Below are 19,323 nucleotides of genomic sequence, written 5' to 3'. Positions count from 1 at the left end.
ATCGTTAGGATCTAAAAACGAAAAAAGCAGTCGATAGAAATTTGGAAATTATTGGAGAGGCTGTAAACCGCATTCTAAAAATAGATGAAAACTTCCCGATAAGAGATGCGAAAAATATCATTGGTACACGAAATCGAATCATACATAGTTATGATAACATCTCGGATGAAGTAATTTGGACCATCATTATAAGGGAGTTACCTGCTCTTAAATCACAAGTGGACGAATTCCTCAAAGAAATCTGAATCTTTTCACTTACAATAGCTGAATGGCTATGGTTTACCCCTAGGAATTTTTTCAAAATCACTTTCTACTTTCAAGATGCCTTTAAGTTTTTTGACTTTGGAGGAAAGTTTTTCTTCCTTCAAGGCCCTTCTGTCAGCAGTCAATAGCTTAGAACAATTTTCAACCATTTCTGACAAACTTTGCCCATGCTCCTTTGCATATTCTTTAAAACAAGCAGGCTTTGTGGCCCCAAGAATCAAGGAACCACAAAGCCATGAATACTTTATTTGTGTGAAGCTATAGTAAGTGTTTCTTCAATTAATCGGGCCAATTCAGCCTGAATTTCTTTGCCCTTATCGGCATTGTACCAGTTTTGGACAGAAGTCAGTACCTCTTCAAAAGGTGCATTGCGTTCTTTCAACTCATTGTAAAGTGTCTGGCAACCCGCTGGGCGTGGGCCCCAAGTGGCCAAATCATTTCCTTGTTCGTCCCGGATAACCAATTTTGGGATGGATTTTGAACCGTTGGTCAGGTATTTTTCTATACTGAATGGAGCAGAATCCCTCAATTCAAATGTCAAGTTGATGAGGCTATTTTCCTTGGCTGCCAATAGAATGAATGGATTCACATGTGCCGCATCTCCACACCAAGGTTCGGTAATCACCAACCATTGCTGTGGGCTTGTGATTTCGTTTAATACAGATTTCAATTCTTCGGAAACCGTCTGCGTCTTCAACCAGCGGGATTGTCTGCTGGTGTTGAGTTTGGTGTATTCCATGTAGTCAGCCTTGTTATAGGGAGCTGGATTTTCTTCCAATGGTGTACGGACAAGGGTATTCATGTAAGCGAGGTATTGTTGCTCATTCATAGCGGTAATTGAATCGTTGGTTTTAAATAAAGCGGGCTTCCAAAACCCATGTTATGAAATCAATTTGGGCTACTGAAAGTTCAGAATTCGATTCAAAAGAGCTTCCTAAATATGGGTTTTGATGATTATTTTTTTTGAAAAGTAGGATAGGGCACAAATTTATCCTCTTCACCTTTTATTTTATCAAATGCCTGATTGCTCCATTTTTCTTTGGCTGACTTGATAAGGTCCTTATCCGATATCTGCAGCACGTTCTTCTATTATTAGATCAATGTTAGACATGGTGAGTTGGTTTGGTAGTGTTTAATCAACAGTATTTCAACTAGAGGCGAACTTTGCCTGAGTCAACATTTTTGGCCATGCGCAGTGCTTGGTAAAGGTTGGCGATTTTCCCACTTCGAGAAGCTTGATTCAAGTATACTTTTTGTGGGTTATCCCCATTGACAGTCACCTGAAAGTCTGGGCGTACTCCTGATTGCATGATGATTTGCTTAACTTGAACAGCAGTCAGATCCGGGTAAAGACCTCTGATTTTTGCAGCTATCCCAGCAACTGCCGGTGCTGCCATGGAGGTGCCACTCTGAAAATCATATTCGTCTTCAGGCATAGTGGAATAAATTTGTGCTCCAGGTGCAAATACATCTACATTTAGACGACCGTAATTGCTAAATGAAGCAATCATATTTTCACCCCAGGCAGGAGCCAAAGCACCTACGGTAATAACATTGGGTGCAAATTCCGGCTCATTTAATAATTTATGATCATTTGGGAAATTTGGGTTTTCCGGATCATCTAAATCTTGTCCATCATTGCCCGCAGCATGTACTAACAGCACATCTTTCTCTGCGGCATATTTAATCGCATCATATACCCACTCGGCATTAGGCGAGAACGGCTTTCCAAAACTCATGTTGATTACTTTTGCTCCATTGTCTACCGCATAGCGAATGGCCAAGGCAATGTCCTTGTCATACTCATCCCCATTCGGAACAGCCCTCAGGGCCATGATTTGGGCATTGGTAGCAACTCCTTTGATACCCCTGTTATTGTTTCTGTCGGCTGCGATGATACCGGCCACATGAGTTCCATGGCTTTCATCCTTTACCCGATGCATGGGGTCTCCATTCCCATAGTTGGTATCAGTAATGTCATAAGGATCATCACCCACCATGGCTCTTCCGTCAAAATCCAACTTCAAATTGTAATCCAATTGATCTTTGTAGTACTTGATGGCTTCATCAATTTGATCAAATACCACTTGAATAGTACCCTCTGATGAAAGAATATCTTGCATCAATTCAATATGCATGGGCGTCACTTCTGCATCCGTAGGGAAATTTTCCAAGTCTTGGGCTGTGTAGAAGTTTTTTCCAAGCTTGTTCTGAATGAGTTGGTCTGTATATTGAAAAATCTGACTCATCATGAGCATCTCCTCAGCTGAATTGGCAGCCTTGGTCAGGTCTTTCTCAAAACGTGCCCTTGCTTTTTCCTGCAGGGAAGCATCACCAATTCCCAAGTTGACAATACGGGTAGCTTCTAACTGTTCATGATAGGACTCTCCCAAAAAGTTGTAACCATGAATATCGTCTATGTACCCATTCCCGTCGTTATCTTGCAAATCTTCTGCGATTTCGCCCGCATTGATCCAGAGGACTGTTTGTAGGTCTTCATGACCTAAATCAATTCCCGAATCGATGACTGCAACGATTACCGGAGCAATGGACTGGTTTTTAATGATTTTTTTGTAGGCTTTATCCACAGACATCCCGGGAACTTTATCTTTTTTGGGATCCAAATGCCCCCAAAACTGAATGGCATCGGGATTTTTGTCCAAGATACTTTTGGAACTGCTACAAGAGGCAATCAATCCTGCGAATATCAAGACCGATAGTCCTTTTTTTACTTGGGTGAAGAGTTTATTGTTATTAATAATCATGTGTATGTATTTTCGAAGCCACAAATTGAGAAATTTTTTTTGAATCAGCCTATTTTTTTCACGCAACGTCCGCAAAGTGTTATCGCAACGACTCCTATGAGAAAACTTTTCCTGAAACATCAATGAGTCAAACTTTGAAATAAGAACAGGTCCTCATCTGTCAACTAATAAATGGTTGATTCATCAGTTTTTCTCCCAGCATCCCTACTTGGTACCTTGTACTTGGTACTTGGTACAATAATTACGACAACCTCCGTCATTCATTTTTTATTCAGCACAAAATGAACTTGATTTGCTTAAACCATTTTTGACAGCATGGAACAAGCACCTTTTATCATCTATAAATCCTCGGCTGGATCGGGTAAGACCTATACCCTGACCTTGGAATTCCTCAAAATTGCCTTGGCATATCCAGGTGCATTTAAGGGTATTTTGGCAGTAACTTTTACGAATAAAGCTACCCAGGAGATGAAATCCCGTATCCTGGAGTACTTGGAGCGTCTTTCACGAGAAGTTAAACCCGAGGAGTTTTTGGATCAGGAGTTGATGAGACATTTGGATATCGATGCTCCGACTTTACAAGAAAAAGCTCATCAAACTTTATTGGATATTTTGCATGCCTATGGTTACTTTTCTGTCAGTACTATTGATGCCTTTTTTCAACGGGTCATTAGATCCTTTGCGAAGGAAATGGATCTGCAGGCCAAATTTGATTTGGAATTGGATCAGGAAGCGGTATTGGAGCGCTTAGTGGATCGCTTGATGGAGAAGGTGTCTTCGGATGAATCTTTGAAAAAATGGATGGTGGAATACGCAACCGAACAAATTCAACAGGGGGGTACCTGGGATATCCGTGGAGGCATACAAACGCTGGGTCGGGAGATTTTCACGGAGGGATTCAAGGCCCATCGAAGTACCTTCCAACAGGCTATGGACCAAGAGGACTTTGTCAAGGAACTGAAAAAGCAGCTCTTGGAACAGAGAGCCCTACTGATTCAAAAAGGATTGGAATGGAAGCAACAAGCGAATGATATCCGCCTGCAATTTGGTTTGGAATGGACAGATTTCAGTGGAGGGAATGGGAACCAAAATTTCGTTCGAAAACTGGATAATCTGGGAGATAAGGACAATCCTTTCCCAAGCTTCAACCCAAATCAACTATCCAAAGCAGCAAGTGTGGAGGGATGGTATACCAAAACCAGCAAACAGAAGGCTGCCATAGAAGCCGCAGCGAATGCAGGCTTGCGGGACATGATAGAGAATTGCCATGTGCACATGGTTCAATGGGAGACCTATAGTACTTTACTGAAGCAGTTGAATGTTTTCGGGATTTTCAGAGATCTGATCTTGGAACTTCGGGATCTGAAGGATGAGGAAAGCATTTTGTTGATTTCGGATGTCAACGATTTTTTGAAAGAAATTACCAAAGACAACGAGGCTCCATTTGTCTATGAAAAGATTGGTAATCAATACCGTCATTTTCTCATCGATGAGTTTCAGGATACCTCCGACTTTCAGTGGGCAAGCTTCCGACCATTGTTGGAAAATTCCCTTGCATCCGGTCACACCAACCTCCTGGTAGGCGATGTGAAACAATCCATCTATCGCTGGAGAGGAGGAAAGTTGGAGCTGCTCTTGGAGGAAGTGGAGCAGCAGATTTCCAAGCAGCTGATAGCGATAAAAAATCTGGATGTCAACTACCGAAGTTTGCCCAAGGTCATTGATTTCAATAATTCCGTTTTTGAGCAACTCCCAGGCTTATTGGAAGAATACATGTTGGCAAACACGGAAGTAGCAGCTGAAAATCTACTGCAAAAAGCCTATGCAGATGTGAAGCAGCAAGTGCCTTCTAAAAAGCGGAAACTTCCTTTTCAGGGAATGATTCAACTTGCATTTCAGCAAAAGGCAGGTAGAGGAAGCAGTGATAGCGCCTCCCTAGAGGAAAATGGGGAGGAATCCGAAGGTACAGGTGTATTATCAAAGCTTCCCCAGCTCTTGATGAACCTGCAGGATCAAGGCTATCAATTAAGGGATATTGCTTTTTTGGTGCGTAAGAAAAGCGAAGGAGCAGCGATTGCAGATTTTTTAATGGAATATGTGCAAACAGAAGCGGCTTCAAACTATCGCTTTGATGTATTATCGGAGGAGTCTTTATTTATTGATAAATCCATTGCTGTGAAAGCCATGGTGGCTTTGTTGACCTACCTGCGAAATGCCGATGATACGGTAGCTTTGAAAACTGCTTTTTACTACTACGCCCTCATGAAAGACCTTCCTTTTTCCCATGAGCTCTTTGAAAAATTCAGTTTGCCGGGAGAATTGAAAGGAAAATATAGGGAATTGCAGGGATTGCGTGGCCGTTGGTTGCAGTATCCTTTGTTGGAGCTGATCGAGCATGTGGTGCAGTTTTTGGATTTGACAAGAATTGGAGCTGATTTGGCTTACATCGCTGGTTTTAAAGAGGCGGTGTTTGATTATGTGAAAAAGAATCGAGCCGACCTGAATGGCTTGCTGGATTGGTGGGAATTGAATAAAAGCAAGCGCACCGTCAAAATCCCGGAGGACCACGATGCCATGCGTATTTTGACCATCCACAAGTCCAAAGGCTTGCAGTTTAAGGTAGTCATCATGCCTTACCTCAATTGGGATATTCTCCCCCCGTATTCATTAGCCCCCATTCTTTGGGCCAATTATGAGCATAATGGCCTTCAGACTATTGCCCCTATCAAGCAACAAAGTAACCTTACCAAAACGCTCTTTGCAGAACTCTATGCCCAAGAGGTGAAGTTGGCCTATATGGATACCTTGAATATGTTGTATGTGGCCTTTACTCGGGCGGAGGATATGTTGTGGGGATTTTCGGATTACACAGTTACCAAAGAGGGTATTCAAACCAAAAGTACCGGTGGGGTTTTGAGAAATCTGATGATGCAAATGGGAACGGAAGCAAGCATGGAGGGTATGACTTGGGATGAAGAACAGGAGCTGTTTGCTTGGGGTGACTTGGAGGGAATTAACCTTGAAAAATCAGAAAGAGCCATTGCGCCACCCTTGTTGCGCTGGGAGTTTCGGGACTGGAATGAGCTGTTGAAACCCAAAGAATATGCATGGGATTTTTCTCCACAAGGAGTGCAGGACCGCTCCCAACGAAGAATCGGTGTGTTGGTGCACGAGATTCTGGAACATTCCAACCGGTTAGAGGATGCCCTTGGATTGGTTCAGGAGTATGGGTTTGAAGGACGTTTTACCTCAGAAATTCAGCAAGAAGTAGAACAGCAATTGAAGGAGTTATTCGCCCTCCCACAATTACAGGCTTGGTTTGGTGAGGGATATCAATCCTTAGCTGAACAAGGAATTTTAATTCCCCAAGGTGGGCAAAAGCGACCGGATCGAATCTTTATCTCCTCGGAGGAGGCATTGGTAGTAGATTTTAAGACCGGGGCAAGAAAGCCTCAACACCAAGCACAGGTCCGCTCGTACATGGACTTGGTTGCCACCATCGTGCATAAGCCGGTGAAGGGATATGTTTGTTATTTGGAGCCTACAGAATTAATTGAAGTGCTATGAACAGTTTTTTGAAAAATACAGCAGAAAAAGTCCTGAATTCAGGCAAAGACCTTAGCCAATTGGTTATCGTATTACCGAACAGAAGGGCAGGCTTGTTTTTTGTCAAGTATTTGGAGGAGTTGATCGAGTCTCCTACTTGGATGCCCGAGGTGAAAACCATTGAGCAGGTTTTCTCAGGCATTGCCAAGCAGCGGAAAGCAGATGATCTCACGCTGATTTTTGAGTTGTACGATGTCTATCAGCAGCTCCAACCCGAAGCAGAAACCTTTGATCGCTTTTATTTTTGGGGAGAATTGATTTTAAAAGATTTCAATGATTTAGACCAATTTTTGGCAGATGCGAAACTGGTGTACAGAAATCTATCCGAAATCAAAGCCATTGAGTCCGATTTAAGTTTCCTGACTGAAGAGCAGGTTGCGCTGATTTCTCAATTTTGGAAATCCTTTCAGGCACAAAAACCGGAAGAAAAGGAGCGATTCCTTCGCTTTTGGCAGATTTTGGAAAAGTTGTACGAGCAGTTCAATGCACAGCTGGATGTCTTGGGTTTAGCTTATGGTGGGAAGGTATATAGAAAGGCTGTAGGCAAGTTGCCCGAATTAGCCCAACCGGAGAAGCAGTATGTATTTGTAGGATTCAATGCTTTTACCTTGGCAGAGGAAAAATTGATCAAGCATTTTATCAAGGAATTTGGAGCGGAGGTCTTCTGGGACGTGGATGCTTACTATATAGAGGATAAGCGGCAGGAATCTGGGCTATTTTTCAGAGATTATATCAAAGATCCTGTATTGGGACCTACATTCCCACAAGAATTACCTCAAACAATAGCATCCAAAGCGAGGAATATTCATACCTATGCGATTCCTTTAAAAATCAATCAGGCCAACGTGGTGGGTAAGTTATTGGAGACGGTAGGGGCAGAGGAGTCCTTGGAAGAAACGGTCGTCATCCTGCCCGATGAGCAATTGCTCTTTCCCTTGCTTCATGTTTTGCCAGGGAACGTGGACAAATTGAATGTGACCATGGGGTATCCCATTCGGAATGCGCCTGTGTATGCATTCTTGGATGCGATATTGGATTTGCAGCGGTATATCAAGGTGAAGGATGGAAAAGTGACTTTTTATCACAAGCAGGTATTGGACCTTTTGTCTTTTCCTTACCTACTGGACTCTAATCCGGAGTTTACTCAAGCGCTCAAAGTCAAGATTCAATCGGATAACTTGATCGAATTGTCCATCGAGCAATTGCACGCAGGAGGAGGGCTTTTCCAAGAAGTCTTTCAAAAGGTAGCTTCCCATGAATTGGTTAAGTACCTGGGGAAATTGATGCAATTGCTCGCGCAACAGTTGAAAGCGGACAGTATTCAATCGAGCTATCTATTCCAAGCATTCAAGCAATTGAACCGAATTCATGAAGTATTGTCTGATCACCGACTGGGGGATTTGTCTCTGGAGTTTTTCCTGAAGCTTTTCCGGCAGTTGTTTCAGGAAGTTCGCCTTCCTTTCGAAGGGGAACCTTTACAGGGACTGCAGGTGATGGGGGTATTGGAGTCTCGGAACTTGGATTTTCGAAGGGTGATTATCTGTGATGTGAATGAGGGGAGTTTCCCGCCCGGAGGTGGTATCAATTCCATGATTCCTCATAACCTTCGTAGAGCCTTTGGCCTGCCTGTGCAAGAGCAAAATGATGCGATCTATGCCTACACATTTTACCGCTTGCTGCATCAGGCAGAAGAAGTGCATTTGATTTACAGTACAGCATCCGACCAAGGGAAGAATGGAGAAATGAGCCGATTCCTGCAACAGATGCAAGTAGAGTTGAATATAGCAAAGCCACAAGTACAACTCTTGCCCGCAGATGTGCGCATGGGGAAGGAAATTGTGGTTAGCAAAGATCCTGCTGTAATGGAGAAGTTGGCTGCTTACTGGCTATCGAGCGAGGAAGATGCCTATCCCCGTTCGCTGTCCGCCTCTGCCATCAATTCCTACTTGGATTGTCGCCTACGTTTTTATCTGCGTTATGTGGCAGGTTTGAAGGAGCAGGAGGAGGTTGCCGCTGATGTGGATGCGGGTGTATTTGGGACGATTTTGCATAGAGCCATTGAATTGCTGTATTTGCCGGAAGGAGACAAAGCACCCAAGTTGATTACTCCACATGAATTAAATCGGATTCAGCCGATGATTGCCCCTGCTGTGGATGAAGCCATACGGGAGTTTTACCATGTGGAGAAAGGGCAAGAATTTGTACCAAGCGGTCAGATGCAGGTCGTGCGGGAGATTTTTATCGAGTACATTCAGGCGATTGTGGATTATGACCATGAGGGTGGAGACTTTAAGGTCTTGGGTTTGGAGCAGAAGCATACCACCAGCATTCCGATTGAGGTGAATGGCAGGAGGGAGGATGTTCGTCTGTTTGGGCTGATTGATCGGGTAGATGAGAAAGATGGTGTGGTGCGCTTGTTGGATTACAAGACAGGTAAGGATGAGAATAAGTTTACGACGATTGCCTCCTTATTTGACCGAGCGGATTCCAAGCGGAATAAGGCTGCTATGCAGACCCTGTTGTATGCCTATTTCTACCAATTCTCCAATCCTGCCAATCAACAGCCCTTGAAACCCGGTCTTTTTAATGTGAAAGAGATTTTCAAGGAAGGCTTCAGCCCGTTTTTATTGATGGGGGAAACACGCAGCAAGGAAGAGCTTCAAAATTATTTGGATGTTGCTGAGGAGTTTGAACAAGGTTTGAGCGACTTACTCAGCGAATTATTCAATCCAGAGATCCCTTTTGACCAAACAGATGATCCGAAGAAATGCCAGTATTGTGCGTATAAGGAGATGTGTGGAAGGTGAAGTAGGCTCGCGGAAGGCGCGGAAAGCGCTGAAATCGCAGAAATAAATTGAAATAAAGTTGAAATATACGTTGTGAAATAATTTGAAATAGGGGGAAATCGATGGTTGGATACTGTGCTTCTCGAAATTTGTAATTTCGGGAAACAGATAATTGGGATTTGCAATCCCATACCCTGAACCGTCAGTCTATCTTTAACCCGGTTTTTTCTTATTTCTTCGCTTCCCCTGCTACCGTTATTGTTTTTAATTGTTCGTTTGCCTGAATGGTAGGGAAATACATCAATTCTATGGTGGCAGGATTGAGGGTGTATGTGCCTTCAAATCGTGGAAGAATTGAAACTGTAAACGTGTAATCTCCTTTGGGTAAGCGCTCACAGAAAATCGCCGTTTCGTTGATGAAATATTCACGGTGAGATTCCCGTCTATGAGCGGTTTTTTTCTCTCCATAAGAACAACCTCCGGGGATGGGGATGTTGATCATGACGTAGGAGGCATCTTCATGTACCTTTACTTGAACATCTATAGTAACCTCTTTACCCGCCTGCAAATGCATCTGACTTCCGTCCGAAAAAGAGGAACTGATTTCAAAGACTCCATCGGATTTCTCAGGTTTTTCTTCCCAAAATCGTTCTACATAGGAATAATAGAGTGGTTCTGCTCCAGTTTTGATGAGGGAAATGGATTCATCCTCCTGCAAGGTATATTCCATTGGAAACTTATCTATTGCTAGGGTCTCCTTCCCTTGCAGACGAACGCTAGGGAGTCCATTGGCTTGCATGGCCAAGACATCGGGAAGGATTGTTTCGATGATTTGTGCACTTTCATAGGTATTGGTCCAGCCTTTGTTTCCACGTTTTTCAAGCAGGTAGTTTTGCATACTTCGTAGCGTTTCTTGGTCTTGAGGCGTGAGCTTTTTCAGGATTTTGTAGGCGAGAAGGGTGCTTTGAACATCATTTGACCATATGTCCACATAGGATGTTGCATTTCCAACATAGGTATTCCCCAAAATAGAGCTTCGCTGATGACGCCTCACGAAGTCGATGCTAAGCGGTAGACCTATTTTCGTTTGGAATTCCATCAAGCGAAGCTCTTCCATAAGACCTCCTTTCATGGAACTTTCCAAGCTGCTGATGAGGGATTGCGCGTCAAAAGCAGTTCCAAGGGTTAGGAATATTTGCCCGATTCGTAACTTGGAATCAAAGTTGTCTGTATATTCCAGTTCCCAGATTAATTGCTGCTGCAATTTCGATTGATTGATGGAAAGAGGATATCCTTTTGCATGGGCTTTCACTAAGGCTTCTATCACATGCAGGGTGATCCAAAGGTTGCCAGGGGAGCTTTTCCACCAGCCCCATAAGCCTTTTTCTCCCTGATTTTTCTCCAAAAGACGGATGATTCGAGTAACTTCTTTGCTTTCTTGGAAGGGTTGACTGCTCATAGCCGAAAGGTCTTGCATGGCTAGCAACCCTTTCAATTTGGAAGCCAGTTGTTCGTTGCATTCGTACCTGTAAGCACGCAGGAATTGCATTTCTTCCTCCAAAACTGAACGGAGATCAGATCGAAGGCATAGCGTTCCGCTTGCAAGGGCTGGATCTTTTTGAATCTGAAGAATAGTATCTCCATTTAAAACGGCAAAGTGTCCTTGGGTTCGCATCATTCCTTTGGGAAATATTGGAATGTTTCTCAGCTCGCCATCTTCATAGCCATCCGATTCCCGCACTAATTGATAGCTGATGGATAAGGAATCTTGGGCGATTACTTGTGCACTGTCAAGGAAGAGTTGACTCAAAAATCCTTCTTTGATACCAGCTTGCTTTCCATTAACCTCGAAAGACCGTCGAACCAAACTGGAATCTGAGCGGTAGTTGATACTTTTGCCTAAGACCGTAGCTGTATCATTGCTCACCAAAAACCGTGGAACACTCAATTGTGCTGCCAGGGGTAGGATGGCTTTGATTTGGCCCTTGGATTGCCCGGTCTGCTTTCGGTCATTCATCGCAAGATACATGGTTTGCCAACTTGTCAAATCATCCGGGAAGGTGGTTTTGAAAGATACTTTGCCTTCTTTATCCGTACGTAAGGTAGGCTGCCAAAATGCGGCATCTGAGAAATTTTGACGAAGTGAATTTTTCGTTTTCAAAGCTTCCCCCCATTCACTATCACGTATGCTTCCTTCCATTGTTCGGATAAGGAGTGCTCCAAATTGAGCAGCAGTTCCGTATTTTTTGACTGCTTCTTCCTTGGTCAAAAGTTCTATGGAAATGATTTCTGAGGAATTGATTGAGGTGATATCCCCGAGGAAAACTGACCCATCCAGTATAATTAAAGGAAGTTCATTTGCATTACTGCTTGCTAATCCGCGAATGAAGACTTGTTTGCTGCTTTCCGAGCCAGTAGCTATGCCCATCACCTGTCCTTGCAGAGCGTCTGAATAGGACATACTTTCAGAAAAGTTTAAAGGACTGCTGACACTATTTCCAAAGATCAAAGACTCTTTATTGGATGCAGCATAACCTGTCACGACCACTTCATAGAGTGGGCTGTAATCGGGCTCCAAAAAAAACGAATCTTGATGGATCTTATCTACTGAGATCTCTTGTCGATGGTACCCAATAAACGCAAAAACGAGTGTATTTTTATCGAAGGGCACAACCAAAGAGAAGAAGCCATTCAGATTTGTAGTGGTTCCAAAATTGGTCCCCTTTATCATCACCATGGCTCCAGGTAAGGGTTGGGAGTCTTCCTTGTCCAGTAGATATCCTGAGATTACTTGTCCAGGACCATTGTAGGTGAATTTTTGAAAATAGCTTTTATTGATTTCAGAAATCAGTTGGGTTTCATCTGAAATGCTGATGCTTTTGGCAAATACATAGCGCTCGAGTGCTTGCGTGATTTCACTACTGAAGACATCCTTTTTTTCAAGCGCTGCAACAGGCAGCTGCACGTAATTCCAACCATTCTTTTGAACTTCCACCGAATCTATGTGGATGTATTGCATACCTGGAAAGAATAGGGTCACTTCGTAGAATCCTTGACTTAAATTATCCATTTGCGATCGACTACTAGGATACACCCAAAGGTCCAAGGGGTTTTCTTTGTGTCTCAATACAATGCTAATGGGTTGGGCCTGCTTTAGAGCGTCATTTTGAATGAGGTCTAGCCGAAGTTTCCCTGTGTTTTGACGTGCGTATTGGGGGTAGCGGAAGATAATGGATTCTTTCCTTTTTTCTTCCAAGTGCTTTTCCCATTCTTGTTCCAGTTGTTTTTCAGTCCATGCAAAATCTTGAATGGGCAGAAATCGGGAGCGAGCATATAAGTTCCTAGGGTAAGCATTGGTTTGCAACTCTCGCATTTTTACGACCCCGGGAAAAAACTCATACTCCATACGAGGTTCATGTCTGAGTTGATGGGAAAATCCATCCACCACCTGATAAGTGAAATCTCCATAGATCGGACCTGTAAAAAGTCTATTGCCAAACTGGGTGCCAGGCATTCCCAGGAAGTGAATTTGGTTCCCTTTTTTGAGATAGGCCATACGTTCGCTTGGGATATTTCGGAGGGGAAAAACATAGGGGTAAAGTGCAGTTTTTTCATCTTCACTCAAGACAGGTTTAAGCAGTTCTTTTTGGAAGGCCCCTTGGTACTCGTTCAAATCTATGGAAAAAATGTTTTTCATTCCTTCCGCTACGATCAAGTCATCCAAGGTAATCAGGTAATGAGGAGTCCTGATTTTGATTTGATGTTTGCCGGCACTGATCGGGAATGCGTAGGGTGTCTGAACAGAATTCCATGCAAAATAAACCGGGACATTATCCACGTAAATAATGGAGGGAGCTTCTGGTTTCCCGTTGATAAAGAGGAATGGAGCGATTTGGGTAAGTCCCTCATGTGCTTGGGTTTGGAAGCGATACATGTCCTGCTGAGGATACATAAACTTATAAAACTCAATCGAATCAATTTCAGCCAATAGTTTCCATGTGCGGTAGTCGAGTGGCTGTGTGTTTTTAAGTTCAGAAGGTTGATGGACTGTAAAGCTATTTATTAGCTTTTTCCCAGGTTTTGGTTTTTCAAAATCAGGGACTCGCGGTGGGGTAAAGCCAAATTTATTGGTCAGTGCAAAAGCTGTGATGTCTACATCCTTTTGTGGACGTTTTTTGCTATCTGTCACTTGAATCTGTACCTCAGCTTCCTGTCCTGGGACTACAATCAGCGGTTCATCAACCTGAATAGTCAATTGTTTCTTTTTGTAAGCAATGCGATATGTTTCCTGAACCATTTTTCCTGCCCATAGGTAATTGATATTCAGGTAGTAATTTTGTTTGGAAAGAGTTTTGCGCTCAAACGCTAGCGAATTGCCATAACCCGAAGCAACGGGTGTGTTTTTTTTGAATAAATGATAAGAGAAAGGAAGATTTCTGGGGTTACGGACTTGTATGTTCAACTGCTTAGCATTACGCTCGGCAAACATTTCCACCCTGGAATTTGCTTCATTCCAATCAAACTCCTGAGATTGTTGGGAGGATTGAACCCGAAATTTACTGTATTGTGTCTGAATAGGATAGGAAAAGGGTAGCATGCCTTCTGTAATCAGCTGCCCATTGCCAAAAGCATCCAAACCAATCAGTTGAGTAGTAGCTTCAGCAGATTCGTTGAGCGGATGTCTGTCGACAATCAACGAATCCAGTTGGAAGCCCAACAAAAAAGGATTTCCTGCATGCTGATAGGCTATCTGTATCCTTTTCTTGGCAGATTCATTGTCTGCTGTCAACAAGCGCACATCAATGCTGTATGTAAAGTCCGCTGTGGGAAAATCATCGGTATGAATGAGTAACTCGGTAACTTTGTCCGGAAGTAGTTCTTGGGTAAAATGCTTCAATGTGTCTGGAATAAAGACAATTGGCTGATGAACCTGGGTAGCTCGATCAGTCAGCAATGAAACCTGAATGCGTGCATCCTTTAAATTTAAGCCATTTTCGTCGGTGGCACTTACTTGAAATTTCAATGATTCCTTTTGCTGATGTATGGGTTGATCAGATTTAACATCTAGGGTAATTTTATTCAGTTCGTAAGCTTCATAGTAGAACTCTTCGAAGATAAGTGGTGACTTATTTTTATTTTGAAGAACGAGCCTATACGATTTGTCCAGCCTCAATCCCAACGAGTCGTGGAGGAAAAAACTGTGTTCAAATGCCCCTCTCCGGTAGCTTTCAATTCGCCCAAGAGAGATGGGTTTGTCTCCACCCAATAGGTAAGCCTCTGCCTCTTGGTGTATAGGTTTACCTTTGGCGTTGGTGATAAACGCTTTAAAAAACACGCTATCCTGTGGCATGTATTTCGGTTTGTTGAATACAAGATAGCCTTTGGTAGAAGGGAGGTTATACCGTCTCCAGTTACAGTGTGCGGGATCAAAAAGGCAGGCTGTCCGATGGTAAGCTCTTTGGAAAAAGTCAGCTGTCTGATAAATGCTGCCTGTGGTTGAGTGTCGCTTGATGGATTTGTAAGCATCTACCGGCAGGCTGATCACAAAATATACTGGTTTCCATACATACTGAAGGGGGCTTTGGTACAGGATATTTTTGCTTGCTCTTCGAATCCACGGGTTGTCCTGTTGCTTGGAAAGCTCAAAGAAGGAAGTAGAACCCTTGTGATTCACTATGAGAAGTCCGTCTTTGTTGGACTTTCGATCTATATAGGATTGAGTGGCTTCATCAAACTTGAGCTTTTTGTTACCCAAGCGCACCTGTGCATCTGCTATCAGCTGGCCATCCGTGTCCAATAGTTGCAAGAGGAGATCTTGTTCATTGTTGAGGATGAAAAGTTGGATGTCTTGGATAGAAAGCAGGGTATTGACTTGCTGATTTTGTGCAGCGAATGTCTGTATGTAATGTCCTTTGGGGAGGGTTTTATCGAAAACAGCATCGGTGGGAAAGGAATCAACAAGGATATGGAAGTAGCGTGGGTTGATGATTGGGGGTTTGTCTCGGTAGATTTTCTCGGCTTCTTGGTCGGTAAGTTGATAGATGTAGGTGTAAAAACTGCTTTGCCTGCTTTGAAGGAGGTCTTGTGCATGTGATGTGCTAGTTGGCAACCCAATCATAAGAATCAGCCAACTGAAAAGGTAAGTCCAAGAAAAATGATTGTATGAGGAGTAAGATTTGTTCATTGGAAAAATCAGGTCTGCATTTTATTTTAATCCCTTAGTTAGTGAAAAAATCACGAAAAAGCAAAGCTGTCTTCGATATTCAGGGGAATTGGAATTTGGTTTGTGAAATAAAGTTGAAATAAGGTGGAAATAAATTGAAATAGGGTATTCAAAAGATATTGGGATAACTTGTCCCGACCCTCGGGATTAGGCTCCTACGCTTCTCGAAATTTGTAATTTCGGGAAACAGATAATTGGGATTTGCAATCCCACACCCTGAACCCTCCGCCTATCCCTTCCCCTTTTTATCGCTACCTGCCATTTAGGAAATTCATCTTACGTATACTATCATTCTAAATTTTTAATTCATCATTTATTTATGGTCCACAGATTACTCAGATTTGCACAGATGGGGATGAGGGATTTTGGGAGTAGTTGAATTTTTGGAGACCTAGGCTTATTTAATTTATTCGGGAAATAAAGGGAAATAAAGTTGAAATAAATTGAAATAGGGTATTCAAAAGATATTGGGATAACTTGTCCCGACCCTCGGGATTAGATACTAGGATATTGGGGGAGGTGTGGAAATAAAGTTGAAATATTGTGGAAATAAATTGAAATAAGGTCTGGCTTTGATATTGGGATATTAGATAACTTGTCCCGACCCTCGGGGCTAGGATATTGAGAATACCATCTGGAAAGAAGATTACTTTTTGAAATACTAATTGGGTACTAACTAAAGATTACAAACCCCGAAAGGGGTTGAATACCGCAGGTTATTAGCCCCGAGTCGCTACTCGGGTTTTTTTGATAGATAGTTTATTGGTTATAGCAACCCCCGGTTGGGGGTTGAATTTTCCTTGGGACAGAGGGATAATTTTTTAGACACAGATCTAAAAGGTGATTTTCACGGATTTACACAGTGCTTTTGCTCACACAAAAATGGTCCAATCAGTGCGCGGGTGAATCAATCCTTCCGATGGATTACTTTATCTGGGAAGATGGATGGTATCCCATTGGTCGTGGGAAATACCCCAAAACTGTTGTTATTGATAGGTTTGATCGTATTTGAAGGATTGATCGATTGGATGCCATTAGTAGTCGGGAATACGTTCAATCCTCCAGAAGACGTAGGTTGCACACGTTGGGTAGGGAAAATGCTTTGAATTCCATTTTGTGTTGAAAACACGTCAAATCCACCAGTATTGGTAGGTTTGATGATTTGGCTGGGTGTGATTTCTGGGATTCCAAATTGGGTGTTGAATATTTCTTTTTTCCCATTGGGCTGTACACGGATAACTTGAGAGGGGGCAATGTTTTGGATCCCATTGGTATGTTCGTACACATGGAAGGTATTACTCTGTCCCGATGCAGGGCTGATGGTTTTATTTGGGAAGATGGATTGCACCCCATTTTGAGCAGGAAAGTTTTGGAATGTTTGCGCCTGCAAACCCATCAAGCAAGCCAAACTGATAAGAGTTGTTAGGAAGGTTTTCATAGGAATGTTGTTGTAATGGAAGAAGGAAATAGGATAATAAAAAAACCACCTAATCAAGTAAACCGGTGATACCGAGCGCATGTATATGTTTATACGGAAATTTGGAAAAAGGTTTTGCTTTCAGAAGACGCGGAAATAAAGGGAAATAAGGTTGATATATGGTGGAAATAAATTGAAATCTGGACTGATGTAGATATTGGGATACTAGATATTAGGATATTGGGAATACCGTCTGGAAAAAAGACAATTTTTTGAAAAACGAAGTGGTGGATTTATTAAGGATGAAAAACCCCGCTAGGGGTTGAATACCAAAGGTTATTAGCCCCGAGTCGCTACTCGGGGTTTTTTGATGGATAGTTTATTGGTTATAGCAACCCCCGGATGGGGGTTGAATTTCTTTGGGGCAGAGGGGTGATTTTTAGACACGGATTGAAAATGTGATCTTCACTGATTTACACAGATGCTTTGCTGGCGCAAACTATTAGTTTGGCTCGCGGAATGCGCAGAACACACGGAATCAAATTGAAATAAAGTTGAAATATGGTGGAAATAATTTGAAATAAGGTCTAATGGAGATATTGGGATATTTGTTAGATGCTAAGATATTGGGTTTGTGGCTTGCAAAGAAGATTACTTTTTTAAAAATATGGTCGAAATATGGGGATGTTGTTGCCTAGGGGGAATTGCTGTTTAAAAAAAGGAATGTCTTGTGTACAATCATTCCTAATTCCTCATTTTTCATTCCTAATTTAAACTGCTCACTGTTCATTACTCACTTTTAACTAATCACTCAATCAACTAATTACTAAACTCCCGTAGATTTACGAAAATTTCGTAGGTTATTTAAAAAACTAGTAATACATTTGAAACTATGGAAGCATTGACAGCAAACGAAGAACAATTGATGCAGGTGTTTTGGAAGTTGGGGAAGGGGTTGGTGAGGGATGTCTTGAATGAACTGCCAGAACCGAAACCGCCCTATACCACCTTGGCATCCAGTATCAAGCAACTGGAAAAAAAGGGATACCTGTCGCATCAGACCTATGGGAATATCCATGAGTATTACCCATTGGTCTCACAGGAAGAGTACCGCAAGAAGAGTTTCACTCAATTGGTAAACAACTACTTTGAGGGCTCTGTACAAAATGTATTGTCCTTTATGGTGAAGGAACAAGGGATTTCCGACAAGGAACTGGAAGCACTTAAGAAGTTGATCGATGACTACGATAACTCCCAAGAGCCATGAATTCATTAACCAATTATCTATGGGAAGCGAGTGTGGCGCTCCTAATCCTGTATGGATTTTATTACTTGTTCCTAGCTCGGTTGACCTTCTTTAGCTGGAATCGGGCGTACTTGATGACCGGGTTGGTTTTTGTGGTCAGCTTACCTTTGATGCAGTTTAGCATAGGGCCTGCGCAGAGATTGATGCCTGAACTCTTGGAGTATGCCTTGCCAGCGTTCCAAGTAGGAGTGGAGCCGGTTCAATCGAGTTCGCTGAGTCTGGGACATATCCTTTTATTAGTCTATGTGCTGGGTGTTTGTTGGAAGTTGGGTGTCTTAGGTATGGGCTTAGTACAGCTTGTACGTCAAATCCGTCGAGGCAAGCATATTACACAGGATGGCTTGACCTTGGTAGTTCATCCGGATTTTCAGCCGGCTTCTTTCTTTACTTATGTTTTTTTGCCGCATGCCGCCACGGTGGATGCTACCATGCAACCCATCATCCATCATGAGTCTGTACATGCCCGCAAGGGCCATACGCTAGACTTGCTCTTCTTTCAGTTGGTGCAAGCCTTGTTGTGGTTTCATCCAGTTTGTCGCTACTACGAGGCGAGTATTCGGGAAGTTCATGAATACGAAGCAGACCAGGTGGTTACCAGTAATTACCCCAAATCCGCCTATGCTCGCCTGCTTTTGGGTCTGTTGATCAGCGAAAGCCATGGCAGTTTAGTTAATAATTTCAACCATTTTCAAACCAAAAAACGAATCCAAATGATGATGAAATCCAAACCATCCCCTGCCTTCCAAAAGTCTCTATTTTTGTTGGCACTCCCCTTGATGGCAGCGATGCTGCTGGTTTTTGCATGTGAAAACAAGAAAGAGGAAGCCGTAGAAATAGTCGAATTAATAGACGTACCCATTGCAGAACCTCAAGAGCCAGAAATTTTTGATCTGGTAGAAGATGCGCCCGAGTTTGTCGGTGGGATGGATGCCCTCAATGCCTTCCTTTCAGCCAAC

10 protein-coding genes and 1 pseudogene are annotated in these 19,323 nt (G+C 42.8%); 5 read left to right on the top strand and 6 right to left on the bottom strand.

The annotated features are described in order from the left end of the window. Window positions 1-20: 20 nt before the first annotated feature. A pseudogene (locus tag ACXIUD_RS18035) lies at window positions 21-245 on the top strand (HepT-like ribonuclease domain-containing protein); the annotation flags it as partial. 27 nt (window positions 246-272) lie between these two features. Here ACXIUD_RS18035 and ACXIUD_RS18030 read toward each other — a convergent pair. From ACXIUD_RS18030 to ACXIUD_RS18015, 4 genes are all read right to left on the bottom strand, one after another. After that, window positions 273-485 (bottom strand): DUF6364 family protein, encoded by a 213-nt coding sequence (locus ACXIUD_RS18030; RefSeq protein WP_458054046.1) that lies wholly within the window; start codon window positions 483-485, stop codon window positions 273-275. Window positions 486-508: 23 nt separating this feature from the next. Beyond that, window positions 509-1,093: a thioredoxin family protein gene (locus tag ACXIUD_RS18025; protein WP_458054045.1), complete on the bottom strand. Its 585-nt coding sequence runs from the start codon at window positions 1,091-1,093 to the stop codon at window positions 509-511. A 125-nt stretch (window positions 1,094-1,218) separates the two neighbouring features. Further along, window positions 1,219-1,344 carry a hypothetical protein gene (locus ACXIUD_RS18020; RefSeq protein ID WP_458054044.1) on the bottom strand — a complete coding sequence of 42 codons (126 nt, stop codon included), beginning with the start codon at window positions 1,342-1,344 and terminating at the stop codon, window positions 1,219-1,221. A gap of 71 nt (window positions 1,345-1,415) precedes the next feature. Continuing rightward, a complete protein-coding gene (locus tag ACXIUD_RS18015; protein ID WP_458054043.1) occupies window positions 1,416-3,029 on the bottom strand; it encodes a S8 family peptidase in 1,614 nt (537 codons plus the stop codon). A 315-nt stretch (window positions 3,030-3,344) separates the two neighbouring features. Between ACXIUD_RS18015 and ACXIUD_RS18010 the strand changes: the two genes are divergently transcribed. Then, on the top strand, window positions 3,345-6,596 hold the full coding sequence (locus ACXIUD_RS18010) for a UvrD-helicase domain-containing protein (protein WP_458054042.1): 3,252 nt from the start codon (window positions 3,345-3,347) through the stop codon (window positions 6,594-6,596). After that, window positions 6,593-9,442, top strand: a complete 2,850-nt coding sequence (locus tag ACXIUD_RS18005) for a PD-(D/E)XK nuclease family protein (RefSeq protein ID WP_458054041.1) — start codon at window positions 6,593-6,595, stop codon at window positions 9,440-9,442. The genes ACXIUD_RS18010 and ACXIUD_RS18005 overlap by 4 nt, the downstream gene beginning before the upstream one ends. Window positions 9,443-9,650: 208 nt before the next feature. Here the strand turns inward: ACXIUD_RS18005 and ACXIUD_RS18000 are convergent, their stop codons facing one another. Both ACXIUD_RS18000 and ACXIUD_RS17995 read right to left on the bottom strand, forming a co-directional pair. Then, window positions 9,651-15,605: a carboxypeptidase-like regulatory domain-containing protein gene (locus ACXIUD_RS18000; protein WP_458054040.1), complete on the bottom strand. Its 5,955-nt coding sequence runs from the start codon at window positions 15,603-15,605 to the stop codon at window positions 9,651-9,653. A gap of 946 nt (window positions 15,606-16,551) precedes the next feature. Beyond that, window positions 16,552-17,082, bottom strand: coding sequence for a hypothetical protein (locus ACXIUD_RS17995; protein ID WP_458054039.1), 531 nt, complete (start codon window positions 17,080-17,082; stop codon window positions 16,552-16,554). An 871-nt stretch (window positions 17,083-17,953) separates the two neighbouring features. Between ACXIUD_RS17995 and ACXIUD_RS17990 the strand changes: the two genes are divergently transcribed. Together ACXIUD_RS17990 and ACXIUD_RS17985 are read left to right on the top strand one after the other, a co-directional pair. Beyond that, the gene (locus tag ACXIUD_RS17990) at window positions 17,954-18,328 is read left to right on the top strand and encodes a BlaI/MecI/CopY family transcriptional regulator (RefSeq protein ID WP_458054038.1); all 375 of its coding nucleotides are present in this window, start codon (window positions 17,954-17,956) and stop codon (window positions 18,326-18,328) included. Next, window positions 18,325-19,323: M56 family metallopeptidase (locus ACXIUD_RS17985; RefSeq protein ID WP_458054037.1), on the top strand; the 999-nt coding region annotated here is incomplete at its 3' end. The genes ACXIUD_RS17990 and ACXIUD_RS17985, both read left to right, overlap by 4 nt.

The organism is Mongoliitalea sp. (assembly GCF_054166905.1).
The sequence above is the reverse complement of the archived record's forward strand: the minus strand, read 5'-3'. Positions and strand labels throughout refer to the sequence as shown.